This is a genomic window from Isosphaeraceae bacterium EP7 (assembly GCA_038400315.1).
Classification (GTDB): domain Bacteria; phylum Planctomycetota; class Planctomycetia; order Isosphaerales; family Isosphaeraceae; genus EP7.
Genome location: CP151667.1, coordinates 1,856,941 through 1,874,145 on the forward strand (window position 1 = coordinate 1,856,941; position 17,205 = coordinate 1,874,145).

Annotated in this window: 14 protein-coding genes; 7 read left to right on the forward strand and 7 right to left on the reverse strand. The window is 65.3% G+C overall.

Translation table 11 applies throughout. From position 1 onward, the window contains the following. Positions 1 to 19: 19 nt before the first annotated feature. Complete coding sequence (locus EP7_RS07190; RefSeq protein ID WP_463527147.1) at positions 20 to 1,333, reverse strand: type II secretion system F family protein; 1,314 nt, start codon at positions 1,331 to 1,333, stop codon at positions 20 to 22. Between the two features lie 277 nt (positions 1,334 to 1,610). Between EP7_RS07190 and EP7_RS07195 the strand changes: the two genes are divergently transcribed. From EP7_RS07195 to EP7_RS07215, 5 genes are all read left to right on the forward strand, one after another. After that, positions 1,611 to 3,605 (forward strand): hypothetical protein, encoded by a 1,995-nt coding sequence (locus EP7_RS07195; RefSeq protein ID WP_463527148.1) that lies wholly within the window; start codon positions 1,611 to 1,613, stop codon positions 3,603 to 3,605. A gap of 29 nt (positions 3,606 to 3,634) precedes the next feature. Then, positions 3,635 to 5,284, forward strand: coding sequence for a ComEC/Rec2 family competence protein (locus tag EP7_RS07200; RefSeq protein ID WP_463527149.1), 1,650 nt, complete (start codon positions 3,635 to 3,637; stop codon positions 5,282 to 5,284). A 364-nt stretch (positions 5,285 to 5,648) separates the two neighbouring features. Next, on the forward strand, positions 5,649 to 6,854 hold the full coding sequence (locus tag EP7_RS07205; protein WP_463527150.1) for a patatin-like phospholipase family protein: 1,206 nt from the start codon (positions 5,649 to 5,651) through the stop codon (positions 6,852 to 6,854). A gap of 442 nt (positions 6,855 to 7,296) precedes the next feature. Beyond that, entirely contained in the window at positions 7,297 to 8,598 is a 1,302-nt protein-coding gene (locus EP7_RS07210) for a dicarboxylate/amino acid:cation symporter (protein ID WP_463527151.1), read from the forward strand. A gap of 13 nt (positions 8,599 to 8,611) precedes the next feature. Next, on the forward strand, positions 8,612 to 8,890 hold the full coding sequence (locus EP7_RS07215) for a hypothetical protein (RefSeq protein ID WP_463527152.1): 279 nt from the start codon (positions 8,612 to 8,614) through the stop codon (positions 8,888 to 8,890). Here the strand turns inward: EP7_RS07215 and EP7_RS07220 are convergent. Together EP7_RS07220 and EP7_RS07225 are read right to left on the reverse strand one after the other, a co-directional pair. Then, positions 8,885 to 10,018 (reverse strand): glycosyltransferase family 4 protein, encoded by a 1,134-nt coding sequence (locus EP7_RS07220; RefSeq protein ID WP_463527153.1) that lies wholly within the window; start codon positions 10,016 to 10,018, stop codon positions 8,885 to 8,887. The genes EP7_RS07215 and EP7_RS07220 overlap by 6 nt on opposite strands. Before the next feature lie 55 nt (positions 10,019 to 10,073). After that, entirely contained in the window at positions 10,074 to 11,300 is a 1,227-nt protein-coding gene (locus tag EP7_RS07225) for a hypothetical protein (protein ID WP_463527154.1), read from the reverse strand. Positions 11,301 to 11,673: 373 nt separating this feature from the next. On the opposite strand from EP7_RS07225, the gene EP7_RS07230 reads away from it, so the two are divergent. Together EP7_RS07230 and EP7_RS07235 are read left to right on the forward strand one after the other, a co-directional pair. Further along, positions 11,674 to 11,961, forward strand: coding sequence for a hypothetical protein (locus EP7_RS07230; protein WP_463527155.1), 288 nt, complete (start codon positions 11,674 to 11,676; stop codon positions 11,959 to 11,961). Between the two features lie 79 nt (positions 11,962 to 12,040). Continuing rightward, a complete protein-coding gene (locus EP7_RS07235; RefSeq protein WP_463527156.1) occupies positions 12,041 to 12,874 on the forward strand; it encodes a TatD family hydrolase in 834 nt (277 codons plus the stop codon). A gap of 122 nt (positions 12,875 to 12,996) precedes the next feature. On the opposite strand, the gene EP7_RS07240 is transcribed toward EP7_RS07235, so the two are convergent. From EP7_RS07240 to EP7_RS07255, 4 genes are all read right to left on the reverse strand, one after another. Beyond that, positions 12,997 to 13,170, reverse strand: a complete 174-nt coding sequence (locus tag EP7_RS07240) for a hypothetical protein (RefSeq protein ID WP_463527157.1) — start codon at positions 13,168 to 13,170, stop codon at positions 12,997 to 12,999. Between the two features lie 101 nt (positions 13,171 to 13,271). Next, complete coding sequence (locus tag EP7_RS07245) at positions 13,272 to 14,333, reverse strand: DUF1559 family PulG-like putative transporter (RefSeq protein ID WP_463527158.1); 1,062 nt, start codon at positions 14,331 to 14,333, stop codon at positions 13,272 to 13,274. 849 nt (positions 14,334 to 15,182) lie between these two features. Then, the gene (locus EP7_RS07250) at positions 15,183 to 16,094 is read right to left on the reverse strand and encodes a UbiA family prenyltransferase (protein ID WP_463527159.1); all 912 of its coding nucleotides are present in this window, start codon (positions 16,092 to 16,094) and stop codon (positions 15,183 to 15,185) included. A gap of 34 nt (positions 16,095 to 16,128) precedes the next feature. Further along, entirely contained in the window at positions 16,129 to 17,001 is an 873-nt protein-coding gene (locus EP7_RS07255; protein ID WP_463527160.1) for a sugar phosphate isomerase/epimerase family protein, read from the reverse strand. Between the last annotated feature and the right edge of the window lie 204 nt (positions 17,002 to 17,205).

The following is a 17,205-nucleotide window of genomic DNA, read 5'->3' on the forward strand; positions in this document are numbered from 1 at the left end:
TCAACCGACCGGCGAAGGCTCAGCCCCCGCCAAGGCTCGTCAGCAACGAGATGTAGGGGAGGAAGACCGCGAGGATGATGAACAGGACCATCGCGCCCATCAACACCACGATGATGGGTTGCATCAGCTGGCCCAGGTTCTTCACCGTGTACTCGACCTGCTCCTCGTACTCATCGGCGAGTTTGCCGAGCGTCTCGGGGAGCTTGCCCGTCTCCTCGCCCGACTCGACGATCGAGATCACGTCGGGCGGGAACCTGCGCGAGGCCTCGAGCGCCTCGCTGAGCAGGCCCCCTTGCATGACGATCGCCTTGGTCCCGCGGATCGCCTTGCGATAGGGCGCCGTCGTCAGGACATCGGCCGACAGATCGATCGATGCGCCGATGTCGAGGCCACCCTCTTGAAGGGCCGACATCGTCCGGGCGAACCGCGCGGTGTCGATCTTTCGGAGCAGGGCACCCAGCACCGGGACGTACATGGCCAGCTCGTCGAACATGGCCTTGCCGGCACTGGTCTTGTAGAACCTGTACGAGCCGAAGATGCCGCCGAAGAAAAGCAGGGGGACCAGCCACCAGCCGTACGACCTGACGAAGGCGGAGAAGGCCATCAGCACCCGGCTGGGCAGCGGCAGCGAGCTGGCACCCTTGCCGCGGGCGAGGTCGGCCAGCAACTCGGCGAACATCGGCAGGATGTAATAGGTCATCAGCATGACGACGATCGACGCAACCATCAGCACGGCGGCCGGATAGATGAGCGCGGACCTGGCCTGGCGGATCATCCGCTTGCGGGCTTCGTAATGGTCGGCCAGCAGCCGCAGGGTCTCGGGGATCCCGCCTCGGGCCTCGGCCACGCGCATCAGGCCCAGGTACATCGGGTCGAACGCCTGTGGCTCGCGGGCCATCGTGTCGCCGAGCGAGTCTCCCCGGCGGACGCCCGCCTCCATGCGGTCCAGCACCGGGCCGAGCGCCGTGCGGGCGAACTGCTTGCGCAGGTTGGCCAGCGACTTCATCAGGTCGACGCCGGCCTCCATGTAGGTGCCGAACTGCCTCGAGAAGAGGGCGAGCTGCCCCGAACCGATCGAGCCGAAGAGAAGCCGCTCGAACATCGACGGACCACTGCGGTCGGCCCGCTCGTCGTCCGCCTGGGTTGCCCGCCTGGGGTTGGCCGTCGGACCCGCCCCCGTCGAACGCGAGGCCTTCTTCTTGGGGGCGTTCGGCCGGAAGGTCGAAGCCTCATCGAGAAGCTCGGCGTCGTCGTCGGAGGCCTTCCGCGGCCGGGCGGGTCCGTGGCGCGGGGGCAGCGGAATCTCTTCGTCGTCGGGAATTTCGCGGCTCATGCGGTCACCTACCCGGCACGGTTCGACGGCCCACGCCCCAGGGAGTCGGCCAAGCGTTCGATTATCGTCGGCGGTCGTACCGGTCCGCAACGAGCCCAGGAGGAATCTCAACTTGGACGCGAGCATCTGGCTGATGCCATTCGCACAAGTTGAGAAAAACGATCCAAAGACTTGCGGCCGACGGCGCAGCGTTGGACAATTTTCAAACCTAGCATCCGTTGGTGGTGACACTCACTATCGCCATCGTGATCGGCGGCCTGACTCGGACCCTCAAAACATGCCCCGCACTAAGAAGTTGCCGGAGTTGGGACCGTCGGGCGAGAACGGTCACGCAGCGGTTCCCCAGGTGCCGATTGCGCCGCACGGTAGGGGCGTGCTCCGACACCTGCCGTCCGAACCGGCCAAGCCGATCTACCGCCAGTTGCGCGGGTACGCGTTCGACCCCAGCCTGGCCACCCAGCTGGAGACCGCGCTCGTCAGCGAGATCACTTATCGGGTGCCGTGGGAGCAGCTGGCACCCGGTCCGATCGGCGAGTACGTCGAGGTGGTGGACTACGACCCACCCAGCGCGTGCTGGTACGCCCCGGTCGCCCTGGACCACCCAAGCGTCCTCGCCCTTAACGGCCTGGCCCCGTCCGAGGGCAACCCGCAATTCCACCAGCAGATGGTGTACGCGGTGGCCATGACCACCATCAACCGTTTCGAGCTAGCTCTCGGGCGGAAGGCGTTCTGGGCGGACCGGTACGTGCGGGGCGCAGGCGTCGAGCCCGAGGACCAGTACGTGCCGCGCCTGCGCATCTACCCGCACGCTCTGCGCATGTCCAATGCATACTACAGCCGGAACAAGGCTTCTCTACTCTTCGGCTACTTCCCCGCGACGGATGACCTGACCTCGGGCCAGTTTCCCGGCGGCATGGTGTTTACATGCCTATCCCACGACGTTGTGGCGCACGAGACCACCCACGCGCTGCTGGACGGGTTCCATGAGCACTTCATGGAGCCCACCAACCCGGACGTGCTCGCCTTCCACGAGGCGTTCGCCGACATCGTCGCCCTGTTCCAGCACTTCACGTTTCCGGAGGTGCTGGCGCACCAAATCGCGAAGACCCGCGGCGACCTGAGTAGCGAGAACCTGCTGGCGCAGTTGGCCGGCCAGTTCGGGCACGCCCGCGGCACGCACGGCGCGCTCCGCGACGCAATCGGCAAGTACGACCCGGTTCGCAAGGAGTGGGTGCGGCACGTGCCCGACCCGGGCGAGTTGGAACGGACGTTGCAGGTGCACGCACGCGGCGCCATTCTCGTGGCCGCCGTGTTCGACGCATTCCTGTCGATCTACCGCTCGCGCACTGCCGACCTGTTACGGCTCGCCAGCGGCGGTACTGGGGTCCTGCCGCGAGGGGAGTTACATCCGGACCTAGTCAACCGGCTGGCCGGTGAAGCGGCCAAGTCCGCCGGGCATGTGCTCAACATGTGCATCCGCGCCCTGGACTACTGCCCGCCGGTGGATCTAACGTTCGGGGAGTACCTGCGGGCTCTGATCACTGCGGACATCGACCTAATGCCCGAGGACCAGCACGCATATCGGGTGGCGTTCATCGAGGCATTCCGCCGCCGCGGCATCTACCCGGAAGGCCTGCGCATCCTGTCGGAGGACAGCCTCAGGTGGGCTCGGCCGGGCGAGGATCTGTCGATGGAGCCGGGCATGATGGACGAGCTGTTCAAGGCCTTCATCGAGGGCATCAAGTTGCGGACGTGCGTGGACGAACTCCGCTACCTGCGCGACCGCTGGGACATCTGGTCCACCACTCGCGCGATTCGAATTGGGATGTTCGAGGCCATCCACCAGCACCTGACCAAGGCGGAGCTACTCCAGCGCCTGACCGGTCTTGTCCTGACCCAGTCCCAGGTACCCTCCTGGTTCCGAATCCGGACGCTAGACGGGATTCCTCGGTTCTACGTGAGTGCCCTCCGCGAGGCGCGCCGGCAGAAGGAGGATGGACGGGCGCTGAACCAGGTCTTTATCACGATCCGACAGAACGTGACCGTGCCGGTCGGCGACCGGAAGCACACCATCCGCTGTGGGAGCACACTGGTCATCGACCTGGACGAAGCACGAGTCACGTATGTCATTCGCAAAGGACCCCACGAGGAGAAGCGGTTACGTCGGATCGTCGCGTTCAGCGAGACCCTGGCCGAAACCGCCTCGTTGGCCGCGACCTACTTTGGCAAGAGCCATGAGCCCTTCGCGGCCCTCCACAACTCAGGCGCCTGACCCCTCCCGCCGACCGAGGTTCGAAACGCATGGCCAAAAAACCTACGGCTGCAACGACGGCGGCCGGCAAGAAAGCCACTGTCAAGAAAGCCGCCGCGAAAAAACCCGCCAAGACGGCACCGACCAGGCCGGTACCGGCGGCCTCCAGGAATCTCGCTGCTCAGCCCAACGGCACGGTGTTCGGATCGGCGGCCGTCGTGGCACCCGGGAGCCCGGAGGAGTACCGAGCTCGCGTCCGCATGTACCGCCACGGCCTAGGCGACTGCTTCCTCGTCACCTTTCCGCGAACGGGGCACGTGCCGTTCCAGATGCTCATCGACTGCGGCGCGCTTGCCCGCGACGCGGAACACATGCAGCGGCTCGTTCAGCACGTCTGCGACACCGTCCGGGCCGACGCTCGGGACGCCCCCGGTGTCAAGGCACGCCTGGACGTCGTCGTCGCCACGCACGAGCACAAGGACCACGTGTCCGGGTTCAACCAGGCGCGGGAGCTCTTCGACAATGAGTTCAAGTTTGGGGCGGTCTGGCTCGGCTGGACTGAGAACCTCACGCAACCGCAGATCAAGGAGCTCAAGGAGGCGAGGAAGCAAGCTGCGACCAAGCTGCGGGCCGCACTCGGCAGCCCTCTGGCCGCGGCCGCCGGGGACGCCTTCAACGGGCTAGAGGCCCTCCTCGGTTTCGTCGAGGACGACCAGGCAACGGGTGCCAGGAGCGTGGCCGAAGCGATTGAATACCTGAAGCATCGCGGCGAGGACGCGGGCGACCTACGGTACCTCGAGCCCGGTACTGGCCCGATCGAGATGGACGGCGTGACAGACGTTCGCGCTTACGTCCTCGGGCCGCCGCGAGACCCCATTCTGCTCAAGGGGAGCGAGGTCACCGAGCAGTTGAAGCGGGACGGAGTCATCTACCACCTCGCGGCCACCGGCAAGGCTGGCCTCGACGCGCTGGGGGCGGCACTCACGGCGGCCGATCCGGTCGGGGATCGGTACCACCCGTTCTCGGCGGAACACCGGATCGCGCGGACCGTCCCCGAACCTGCGAACGATGGGAAGCAGAAGCCGAACCCGTATTTCGCCGCACTCCGGCCGTTCGTGAAAAAGACCTACGAGCGCAAGGGCGAGGAGTGGCGCCGCATCGACCACGACTGGCTCGGCGCCTTCGGACAGCTTGCGCTGGACCTCGACAGCGACACGAACAACACTAGCCTGGTCCTCGCCTTCGAATTCGTGAAGACCCGCGAGGTATTGCTGTTCGTGGGCGACGCCCAGGTGGGCAACTGGAGGTCGTGGGCCAACGTGGAATTCGCCGTCCCGGGCATCCCCAAACCGCTGCCCGCGCACGACCTGATCCGTCGCACGGTCTTCTACAAGGTCGGCCACCACTGCAGCCACAACGCCACCATCAAGGCCGGCGGTCTCGAACTCATGACCCGCGACGACGAATTGGTGGCGTTCATCCCGCTGGACAGGGAAACGGCCGCCCAGATGGGGAAGAAGGATCCGGTCACCCTAAAGCCCAAGGGGTGGGACATGCCCGCCGCTCCCCTGTTCAAGGCGCTACGGGAAAAGGCGAAGAATCGAGTGGTGATCTCCGATCCGAGCGAACCGCTTACGCCGGAAGCCATGGAGGCGAGCATCATCTCCACCGACACCTATGTGGATTATTTCCTCAGGTAAAAATATGACGGAAGTCGTTGGGTTGCCCCATCTCACCGCGTTCGGGTCAGGACTACCGCTTGCCGTATGAGATGGAGCAACTCGACGAACCGGAACTCAATCGCACGGACCTGGATCCAAGTAAGCCAATTCGACTTCAACAATTTGGAGATCGAGCCCTGACGGCTGCCGACCACCGTGCCAGGTCCCCACGCCACTCTCGTTGGAACCCGGATGAAGCCCTCAGGCCCAGGCCTGGTGAAGAATCGATCGAGGACGTCGTAGTGGGCCTTGCGAGCGAGAGCGAGGACCTTCTAGCTCCGAACGCATCCGGCGTTTGACCATTCCATTTATTGAACCAACTTAGCACGCGCGAGGTACTTCGATGCCTGACGACTTAAGCCCTGTGACCGAACCTGTACCGGACTTGCGAGAATCAGACGACAACGGGGAAGTCGATCACGGGCCGGAGGCGGGAGTCGGACTTTGCCTGTCCGGGGGAGGTTACCGAGCCATGCTGTTCCACGTTGGGGCATTGTCACGCCTCAACGAACTTGGCCTGCTCCCCGTGCTGAAACGAATCTCCAGTGTCTCCGGCGGGTCAATCACCGCGGCGGTGATGGGACTGGCGTGGAACGACCTGGAATTCGACGGCAACGGTGTTGCCCGGCGCTTCGAGTCGCTGGTGGTCAAGCCGATCCGGGGGCTGGCGAACCGCACGATCGACGTCGGGTCTGTGTTCGGGGGGATGCTCAACCCGTTCAGCAGCATCGCCGACAACATCGAGGCGGCCTACCGCGAGCATCTCTTCGGCGACGCGACCTTGCAGAATCTACCCGACTCGCCGGCTCCGCGTTTCATCTTGAACGCGACCAATGTTCAGTCCGGTGCGCTTTGGCGGTTCTCCAAGCCCTATATGGGCGATTACCACGTCGGGATCACGAAGAACCCGCCCACCTCGCTGGCCCTTTCGGTCACCGCCTCCTCCGCCTTCCCGCCGTTCTTGTCGCCAGTCACCCTGGACCTTTCCGGCCTGACTTTTGAGCCCGATGGTAAGGCCGATCTGCAGCGAGAACCGTTCACGACGACCGTAGTCCTGAGTGACGGCGGAGGCTACGACAACCTTGGGCTGGAGTCTGTGTTCAAGCGTTACGACACCGTGCTGGTCAGCGACGCGGGGGCGAAGATCGCGGCCGAAGAGGCACCGAGCGCCGACTGGGCCCGCCATTCCTACCGGATGTTGAATATCATCGACAACCAAGTGCGTAACTTGCGCAAACGCGCCCTGATCGTTGCCTTCCGTGACACGTCCGGCAACAAACTCACTGCGAGGAAGGGAGCCTACTGGGGCATACGCACCGACATCGCGGATTACGGGCTCGACAGCGCCCTAAACGCCGACTGCCCGCGCCAGCACACGTTCGAACTGGCCGAGGTGCCCACCCGGCTGGCCAAGATGCCGAAGGCGTTGCAGGAACGGCTCATCAACTGGGGTTATGCGGTGTGTGACGCTGCGATCCGCCGACATTGGCCGCCGCAAGACGCGCCAGCCGCTCCGAAATTCCCCTATTCGCGCGGGGTCAAGCCGTGAGGTGCCAGACCTCAACTTTGTCGCTCGGCCTGACGCCTGAATCGCCGGATGAAATCTCGGGGCATGGGCATGGCCTGGAGCGACGCCGCCTCGCAGCCCGTCAATGGGGCCCGAGAAGCATCGGATTCGACCCGGAAGTTTCCCGCAGTACGACACACTTAGATTCGATCGTCCGAAGGTAGTCGACCAATCCTTATCGATGAGTATCTCGCCGCGGAGTCTGTCTGTAACCGGCACGGTATGGCACCGACCATCCGAATCCTGCTCGTCAGCCTAGCCCTCGATGCCGTTGCATCCGCCAACGGGGCGACGGCCTGAAGGTGGTGAGGCGACGAACCGGCACGGTCCCCAACGCCGGGCCAGTCTGCTATGGTGGCGAGACGCCGGCGCGACGCATGCGCCGGCGTCTCGCTCGATGCCCCTTGGCAGGACAACCCCGCCCATGGCCTCCACGACCTTTCCCCCCGACGATCTCGAGACCCCCACCGTTGCCGACGACCCCGAGAGCCGGCCCGGGGGCATCCCGCTCTACGTCTGGGTGATCGCCGCGGCGGTCCTGGCCGTTCCGGTGGGACATCTCTGGGGCCCGGGAGCCTCGGCGCTCGACATCATCCCGGCGCTCGTCATCCGGGCCCTCAAGGCGCTGGCCACCCCCCTCGTCGTGCTGGCCATTCTCAGCGCCATCGTCACCAACGAAGTCCGCGGCCGCCAGGGGCTGCGGATGATCCTCTACTACCTGATGAACACGATCGTCGCCATCACCATCGGCCTGGTCCTGGCCAACGTGGTGCAACCGGGGGTTGGGGCCGAGCTGAAGAAGGTCGTCGCGGGCGAGTCGAAGGCGGCGGCTGGCAAGGGGATCGGCCAGATCGTCGACGAGCTGATTCCCGACAGCATCGGCGACTCGTTCGTCCGCAATAACCTGGCCCAGCTCGTCATCGTCACGCTCGCCCTGGGCATCGGGCTGGCCAAGATCCGCGACGAGCAGAATGCGGCCGGCCAGACCTCTTATCACGCATTGGTCGACGTGATCACCGTCGGCTTCGAGTTGCTGATGCGGGTTCTGCTCTGGATCGTGGCGCTCGTCCCGCTGGCGGTCTTCGGGGTGGTCGCCTCGAACATCGGCCGCGAGGGGCTGGGGGTGTTCAAGTCGCTGGGCTGGTTCATCGCGGTCGTGCTCATCGGCCTGGCCTGCCAGATCGTCTGGTACCTGACCCAGCTCGCCGTCTTCGCCCGGATGTCGCCGGCCCGGTTCCTCCGAGGCGCCCGCGACGTGATGGCCACCTCGTTCAGCACCGCAAGCACCGGCGCCACCATGCCGTTCACCCTGAAGGCCCTGATGGGTCCCCTGGGGGTTTCACGAGGGTCGAGCCAGCTCGCGGCCTGCGTCGGCACCAACTTCAACAATGACGGCACGGCGCTCTACCAGGCGGCGGTCGTCCTGTTCATGGCCCAGTCGATGGGCCGTTCGCTGTCGCTGTCCGAACAGCTCATCGTGGTCGTCACCACGGTGCTCGCCTCGATCGGCGCGGGCTGCATCCCTTCGGGCGGGTTCGTCACCCTTCCCTTGATCTTCGCCGCGGTCGGCCTGCCCGCCGAGAATCTGCCGATCATCCTGACGGTCGACTGGTTCCTCGACCGCTGCCGGACCAGCTCCAACGTGCTGGGCGACATGACCGTCGCCGTCCTGCTCGACCAGACCGCCGACGACCCTGGCCAGACCGAGCCGGCCATCGCGGCATAACCGGGGCACTGCCATGACCGTCCGAGGAATCGTCCAGGCCGCGACCCTGGAAGAGAACCCCGCAGACCCAGACCAGGTCGAGCTGGTCCTGAGGGCCCAGGGCGTCGGGCCAACCCACCCCCGACGCCTGGTCGTCCCCTATGCCCTGCTGCTGGAAGACGAGTCGCTCGAGCCCGAAGGCGTGACCGGCCGCGCCTTCGAGGCCGAGGTTGAGGAAGACGCACCCAAACGCTGGGTCGTCCGCACCATCAAGTTCGCCGCCCGCAGCGTCCTCAGGCCCGAATCGTCATGAGTCGTAGGCGTCGTTGATCGGCAGGCCGTCCATCAATCGCTGATAGAGGACCAGGTAGCGGTCGACGACGCGCGGGAGTGAGTACGTCTCTTCGATGCGCCTGCGGGCCGCACGGCCCATATTTACGGAACCTTCGCGATCCCGGAGCAATCCGATGAGCGCCTGAGCCCAGGCCGGGGCGGTCGGCGGCGACACGAGGATTCCCACGCCGCCTCCGAGCAAGTCGGTGTTGCCGCCGATGTCCGAGGCGAGACAGGGGAGGCCCGTCGCCATCGCTTCGAGCAGCGAATTGCTCATTCCTTCGGCCAGACTCGGCAAGACGAAGACGTCGGCGGCTCGCAGATGCTCGGCCGGATCGGCAACGGCGCCTGTGAAGACGATGTGCCCCGCGACCCCAAGCTCCGCCGCCCGCGCCTCCAGGCGTGAGCGTTCAGGGCCGTTGCCGACCAGAACGAGCGTTGCTCCGGTCGCGGCGGTCACCGTGGGCCAGGCGTCGAGGAGCAGATCGAGATTCTTCTGCGGGTGCAGGCGACCCGTGAAGACCACCCGAGGGCGGGGCGGCAGCCCCGACTCGACGAGGCTGGGGCCGGGCCGGAAGTGCTCGGCGTCGACGCCGCTGGCGGTGCGGACCATCTTGCGGTCGGGTACGCCGAGGGCCCGCCACTGATCCTCGATGTCGGCCGAGATGGCGGCGAAGGCGGTGTTGCGGAGGATCAGCCGCCGCAGTCCGTCAAACCCCTTGGTGCGGGCCAATTCCTCGGCCTCGCCGTAATAGCCAGAGCTGGCCGGCTGGATCAGGGTCGGGGCGCCACCCAGCCAGGTTCGGCCGAAGCCGGTGGAGATGGCCTCCCAGAGCCCCTGATGGGTGTGGATCAGGTCGTACTCGGGCCTGAGCCGCCGCAAGGCGCGGGCGACCCCGGCGACGAATGTGACGCCGAAGAGGGGGCCGAAGCGGACGGGGCGGACCCACCGATGGACCTCGACCCCGCCGATCGATTCGTCCGAGGGGCAGCCGGCGATCGCCTGCGTCACCACGTGGACGCGATGGCCCCTGCGAACGAGTTCCACCCCCTGGGCCAGCGCCTGCCGCTCGGCACCGCTGGCGTGGGGGTGGAATTTGCTCAGCACATAACAAACGCGGACCGGTGAGTTGGTCGGACGCGGAGATGGGCCCGGGCTCACCTCAGCGTCGGATCGTGACGAGGGGAACGGGAACACCCGAGCCGTCGATGACCTCGCCGGCGCTGGACGTCAGGGGACCGGTGTCGACCGCGAGGACGTTGCCGCTGGGCATGGTCACCTTCAGCTCCCAATCGCCGGTCGGCAGGCTGACGGCGAATTCGCCATAAGCATTGGTCGTCACGACGCGGTCCGCAAAGCGATTCATCTGGTCCTGGAGAACGATCTTGACCCCCTCCTCGGCGCGGTTGCTCCCGCGGGAGATGACCTTGCCGTTGAGGATCGCCCGCGAAGTTGCGGTGCTGTTCGAGAAGCTCGGCCTCATCGAATCGCGCCTGGTGGTCCCGGCTCCGAGGGAAGAGACCGGCGGCAGCGGGGCAAAACCGCCGGCGGGGGGAGTGGGATCGGTGGTCTTCGGGTCAGCGGGAATCGGCAACTCGCCGGCGGGGAAGTCCGGCGGGGTCTTCTCCTCGGCCTTCTGCGTGGCCGCCGGCGCCTGAGCGGGTGGCGTCGTGGTGGCGGGCGCGGCCTGGACGGGGGGCGGAGTCTTCGGGGCTGGGGCCTTGTACGTCGACTCGGTCGTCGGCGTGCTCTCCAGGGCCGCCGAAGGCGCCTGCTCGTCGCGCGGCGGGACGACGTTGGAGGGGGTCGACTCGATGGCCGGACGCCTGGAAGGAGCGACGCCCACCGGGATGGCCGGTTGGGTCACCACGGTCTCGACGGAGTCGCAGGGAGCAACCGCCGAGGTCAGCAGCATGGTGGACGTCGGCACGACGAAGGTCGTGGGCCGAGCAACCACATAACTTGTCGGCAGGAGCGAGTCATAGACAACCCGGCTGGTCGTGATCAGCGGGGCGGGCTCATAGATCCGGGCCGAGGTCGTGACGTAAGGGACGTCCCAGTAGGACGTTGGCAGGTAAACCCGCGACGCGCGAGGGCGATAACGATAAGCGGTCGGGCGGAGGTAGGTGGTCGGATAGTAGACCGATGTGGGGAGATAGGCGGTCGTCGGCGTGAAAAACGAGGTCGGGGTGTAGACCGAAGTCGAGAGAATCGAGGGAGTCGTATACGACGTCGTGACGTAGGAGGTTGGCAGGGAGTAGACCGTCTCCAGCGGCGTCGAGAGGACCGAGCTCGAGTAGCAACCCTGGGCCAGCGCCTCGGCCGCCGAGCCCGCCAGGCCGGTAGCCATCAGCGCAGGCAGCATGAGAGATCGAACGCGTCGCATCATCGGTGTCTTCTCCAAGCCAGGCCCGATCGGCCGGTCACACATCGCCGGCGGGCCGACCGAAATTCAGCCTCGACCACGCTATCCAGACAACCCATTTTATCAGAACAACCGGCCACTACCACTGATTGTACGACAAGTCTGGTCCTGCGGTCGAATGGGACCTGGCCAGATCTCGCTCCCAATTCGCCGATTATGCCGATTGCAACGATTGCGGGCCTCAAAATCTGCCAACCCATCGAACTTCAGCTCACGTCGAGCGATTTGCGTGCCGAGACGATTTATGCGACGATGATGCGACTGGACCTGCTTGAGAGTCCGCCGCAGGGTCCGGATTCCCGCAAGGCCGGACGAAGATCGACCCCGAGCTTCGATCATGAATACCCGAATGACCGCCCGCGACGCGTCCGAAGTCCTCGATCGAGACTTCCTCGAGACGCGCGGTCGCCTGCTCGAAGTGGCCGCCGCGCTCGATCGGATCGATCGCGCGCCCGACCCGTCGCACGGCCACCCCGACAGGCGGCTGGCCCAGCTAAGGCGAGGCATCGAGGCCCTGCTCGAGCCTGGCGCGGGGCGGGCCGAGACGATCCAGATGCTCTTCTCGCTGGAGTACTCGCCCGAGTGGCGGACGACTCTGGGTGTGCGAGACGGGTCGTCTTCCTGAGACAAGCGTAGGTCGGAATCTCCGGGCCGGCCGGGGTTTCCATCGCCGGAATTTCCTGGGCCGGGTGCGAGCGACCGCGATGACCGCCTACATCGATCCCCATCTGCACATGGTCTCGCGGACCACAGACGACTACAAGCGGATGGCCCTGGCCGGCTGCGAGTTGGTGAGCGAGCCCGCGTTCTGGGCGGGCTTCGACCGCTCAGGTCCCGAGGGGTTCCGGGACTACTTCCGGCAGCTCACCGGGTTTGAAGGGGGCCGGGCCAAGGCCTACGGGATCGAGCACCGGACCTGGCTCTGCATCAACGCCAAGGAGGCCGAGAACGTCGAGCTCTCCCGCGCGGTGATCGCCATGATCCCCGAGTTCCTCGACTCGCCCACCGTGCTGGGTATCGGCGAGATCGGTCTCAACAAGAACACCCGCAATGAGGCGACGGTCTTCCTGGAGCACCTCGACCTGGCCGCTCGACTGAACGAGCTTGTCCTCGTGCACACCCCCCACCTGGCGGACAAGTACCAGGGGACGCGGATGATCCTGGACATGCTCAAAGGCGACCGGCGGATCAATCCGTCGAGGGTCTGCATCGACCACGTCGAGGAGCACACCATCCGGCCGGCGCTCGACGCCGGCCACTGGGTCGGCATGACCCTCTACCCGATCACCAAATGCACGCCTGCCCGGGCAGCCGACCTCGTCGAGATGTACGGCACCGACCGCATCCTGGTCAACTCGGCCGGCGACTGGGGCCACAGCGACCCGCTGGCCGTGCCCGAGTTCATCTTCGAGATGCGCCGGCGGGGCCACGACGAGGCGACCATCCGCAAGCTCGTCTACGAGAATCCGCTGAGCTTCTTCGGCCAGTGCTCGCGGTTCTCATTCCAGCCCAGGGGCGGGAATGCTTCGAATCGGTGAACCGCGATCGGTCGCGCGGTTCGCGGTCGGTTGGAAGTGAGACTCGACTCGGTGTCTGGCCCGCGGCCGACCTGCGGGATCGGAAATCGGACCACGGGCTCATCGGTCCATCTTGATTTCGATCAATCCGCAAGGCCTTCCGGGCCGATCGCGGCCGGGGGCTTCTTCTTGGTGAGCTTCTTCTTAACGACGTCGGTCGGCGGCTCGATTTGCTTGTGCTCGGGGGGAGCCTCGGCGCAACCGAAGGTCAGAATGAGCGCGACGGGGAGGGCGAGCAGACCATTACGAAGGCGCATGAATTCTCCATCGACAAATGCTGAACTCAACGAAGCGCCCGGCCACCCAGCCGGGCGCTTCAATGGACTCTTTGGTTTCGAAGGCCGAGTTTGAGAGGAAATCAGAACGCGTCCGCGCTGACGATCTCGCCCCCGGCCCGCGTGCCGATCCCCTGGTAAGCCAGGTCGTTGATCGTGCTCTTGATGAACTTCACCGAACCGTCGGCGAAGGCGAAGTTGCCGCCTCCGGGGTGGTTGCTGCGGAAGGCCCACTGGCCGAGGGTGAGGGCCTGGGGGCAATTGATCAGCCAGTCGGTAGGGATGCCCGCACCGCTGCCGCAAACACCCCAGATCGAGCTGATAATATTGCCGGTCGTGTCAGGCGGCGAGTTGAGCCGGGGCAAGGTGAAAGCACCCGTCTGAGGGCGCAGGTCTCCGGGCCAGGTGCTGCCGCGGGTCGTGGTGCCGAAGACGGCGGTGAAGTAGTAGAAGTTGAACTGCGTCGTCTGCTCGTTCTTGAACCGCGACATCTCGCCGAACAGCGTCGTATTGCTCGTCCCATCGGTCACGCCGGAGACGGAAACGGCACTCTCGGCCCCGAACATCCCGTTGCCGAGCGCGGCATTGCACTTGTTGGCCTGCTCGCCGGCGGGATCCGGGAAGGTCGTCTTGGCCCAGTTCGTGTAGATATTTTCCTGAGTTCCGCGGCTCATCCCGTAGGACGTCTGGGCGGCCGGGAACTGGGCCTCCGTCCCCGGAGGGGCGAGCAAGTCGGAGGGGCAAATGTAGCCGGCAACTCGCGTCCCGAAGGCCGTGGTATTGCGGACGGAGTTGGCCACGCCGCTGAAGTTCGCGGAGTTGTACTGGGCGGTCGCCTCGACGAACGGAAGAATCAAGTTGAACGCGGAGTGACCCGACCAGCTATCGCAGGTATTCACACCCGTGGTAGAATCCATATATCGATTGCCCAGCGGAAATGTGCCGTTAGCCGACTCGTAATTGGCGCAGGCCAGGCCCAACTGCTTGAGATTATTGACGCACTGCGCGCGACGGGCGGCCTCGCGTGCCGACTGTACAGCGGGGAGCAGCAGGGCGATCAAGACGGCGATGATCGAGATCACCACCAAGAGCTCGATCAGGGTGAATCCCTTGCGGGCGAGGCGGAGAGATGGGATCGAGGTCATCGGATTCTCCCGGGGATGAGGGCGTCGGACGTTGCGGATCTCGAGTCGGTCGAAGCGAAGAAGAAGGGCGTGGGGATCGGACTATCTGATCGAATCGGATTTGGAGCCTGATTGACCGGGAGTGACCGAACCTGTGGGTTGACCTGAAGTTGCGTTGCGAAGGAATACGCCGATGGATTGGCGATCCGGTCGAAGCAGAGTTGAGCAGTCCTCGAACGTCGGCACCCGGCAGGAAACCCGAGGAATCCATCTCGACGGATGCTCGAATTCCTGAGGGTATGGCCACACATCTCCGACTCGACGCTTGGAGTCAAGCGGTCGAGTACGGTGGTTTTCGGATGAATCGAACAGAAACGGATTGGCGCGGCGAAGGTGACTGACGAAACGCTAAGAGGAAGGACACGGCCGACGAACCGCAGGACATCATGCGATGATGCACGGATCCATGGATTAGTCGATCGCGACAGCGTGTGGCCTGGATGTGAACGCAGTGCCGAACTTATGGTCTCGGAGACCGGATAAGTTGAGCGTTGCGTTTCAGCCGCACCCCATCGTAGGAACGTGATCCGAAGATTTCCAGTGTCTAGGATCAAGAATTCTTGACCGGCCGGTTTCCGAAGTCACTAGGCCTTCGAAATGAATGCGAGATCGATCAAACAGACTTAAAAAGCAAATTTCGTTCCAACCGGCCGGAGTGATAATCATCCGGTTGTCGGTCTTATTCAAAAACGCTTTCTAAATTCAAGAAAGTCCGGTGAATTGACCACATCAGGCTTCGACCGCGATCGACCCTGACGAGGCGGATTCGCAATTCTTCATTGCAACGATGTTCACGGAGCAGGCAGCGCTCTATGTTGAATAAATCCATCGCCCCAGGAGAAACGCGGGAGGCCACCAGGCGGCGACGAGCAGGGCCTCGGGGACGCCACGGACGGCAGCAACGACCCCCACATGCAGCCAGACCAGCGCCAGGACACCCGTCTTCACAGCCTTGCGCCGCGACAAACCGGTCTGTTCGCGCAAGGCCCCGGCCCCGGCCCAGACGATAGACCAGGCGACTAGCACGAGGATCAGCAAGCCCTCGACAGGGATGAGCGGCCGGTTGAGCGAGGGATTTGAGAAAAGAGAAGGCCGGAAGGCCGCGACGAGCAGCCCCGCGATCGCCGCGACCTGCAATCCAAGGCCCAGAGAGGTCCCCTGCGCAGGGCCTTCGACGACCTCGGAGCGGCTGATATAAGTGACCCCGGCGATATAGGCGACCAGGGCGACGACCACGAGCAGGCCGCCATTCCCCCCGAAGGCCAGGCCCGACGCGCCGACGAGGCCGAGTAGCACGTCGAGACCGCGGCACGAACCCATCGCCCAGGGGCCGAGCGGGGTCCGCTTCAGGCCCACGTTGTAGGCGAGGATGCAGCCGACCAGGGCGAGGGCAACGGCCGCGGGGCCAGGCCCGGCGAGCGAGGCCGAGGCGAGCCCCACGAAGGCGAGCCCCGCGGCGAGCAGTCCGGCGAAACGTCGCGAGATCCGGCCCGAGGGGAGAGGCCGGCCTGGCCTCTCGATCAGGTCGATTTCATAGTCGAAATAGTCATTCCAGGCGATGCCCGCCGCGTAGATCGTCATCGAGGCCAGGGCCAGTGGGGCCCAGCCGACGACGTTGCGCGGGGAGCCGCCGGCGAGAAGCCAGCCGGCCACGCTGTCGGCGGCCGCGGTGAAGACGTTCGGTAGCCGGACAAGTTGCAGATAGGGCTTGAGTCGACGCATCGGCCGAGGTGGTCCTGCTTTGGCGGGGCGTTGTTCAGCGTGTCGAGGCCGTCGCGTTGGAGGTCTCGGGGAAGACGAGCGGGCGGAGAACCTCGATGGCGCGCCGCGCGGCCTGGTCGGGGTCGGCAATGTTGGGGTAGAGCTCGACGGTCAGCCAGCCGTCGTAGCCGATTGCTCGGATGGCCGACAGCGTTGCCTCAAAGTCGACGGCCCCTTCGCCGGGGATCAGGTGGTGGTGCACCCGGCTGGCGGCGATGTCTTCCAGGTGGAAGTGGCGAATGTGAGGGGCGAGCTTGCGGATGGCCGCGGGAATGTCTTCCGCCATGCAGAAGGCGTGGCCGACGTCGAAGTTCAGGCCGATCGAGGGGGCGTTCAGCCGGTCGGCGACCTCCAGATACTCGTCGCTGGTCTCGATCAACAGGCCAGGCTCGGGCTCGATGAGGAGCAGCACGCCGAGGTCGTGCGCATGCTGGGCCAGCGGCTTCAAGACCTCGACGAAGAGGTCGATGGCCTGGGCCCGCGACTGACCCTCGGCGATCGGGCCACCGGGCTCGGTGGTGACGTGTGGCGCCCCCAGCTCGGCGCACAGCGAGAGCGCCCGATGCGTGTGGTCGATGCGGACCTGGCGATAGTGGGGGTCGGGCTCGATGAACGAAGGGTGCCAGTACTTCTGCCGGTGGTCGGCAATCGCGTTCATCATAAACGCGTTGACGTTGGAGAATTTCAGGTTATGCCGGCCCATCGACTCGAGGATCTCGCGCTTGGTACCGGGCAGGAGGCAGGCGGGCCAGGCATGCGGGACGTCCGCCATCAGCTCGAGGCCGTCGTAGCCAAGCTCGGCGATCCTGTGGGCGGCCTCGTCGAAGGAGAAGTTCAAATAGGCGTTTGTGCTGAATGCGAGCTGCATGGGCTGGATCCCAGTCGCCTAGACCCTTCGGGGCCGGCGTTTGTCATAGAGGGGGGCGGGGACTCTCGGGGCCAAGGCCGGCCATCGGCATGGCCCTGGCGGGTCGATTGCCGACCGGAGCCACGTGGCGGGATCGATTCGGCAGGAGCGGGAAGGCCCTGGGATTCGGCGGGCGGGGGCGTAATCGGGCGGGCGGAGCAGGCT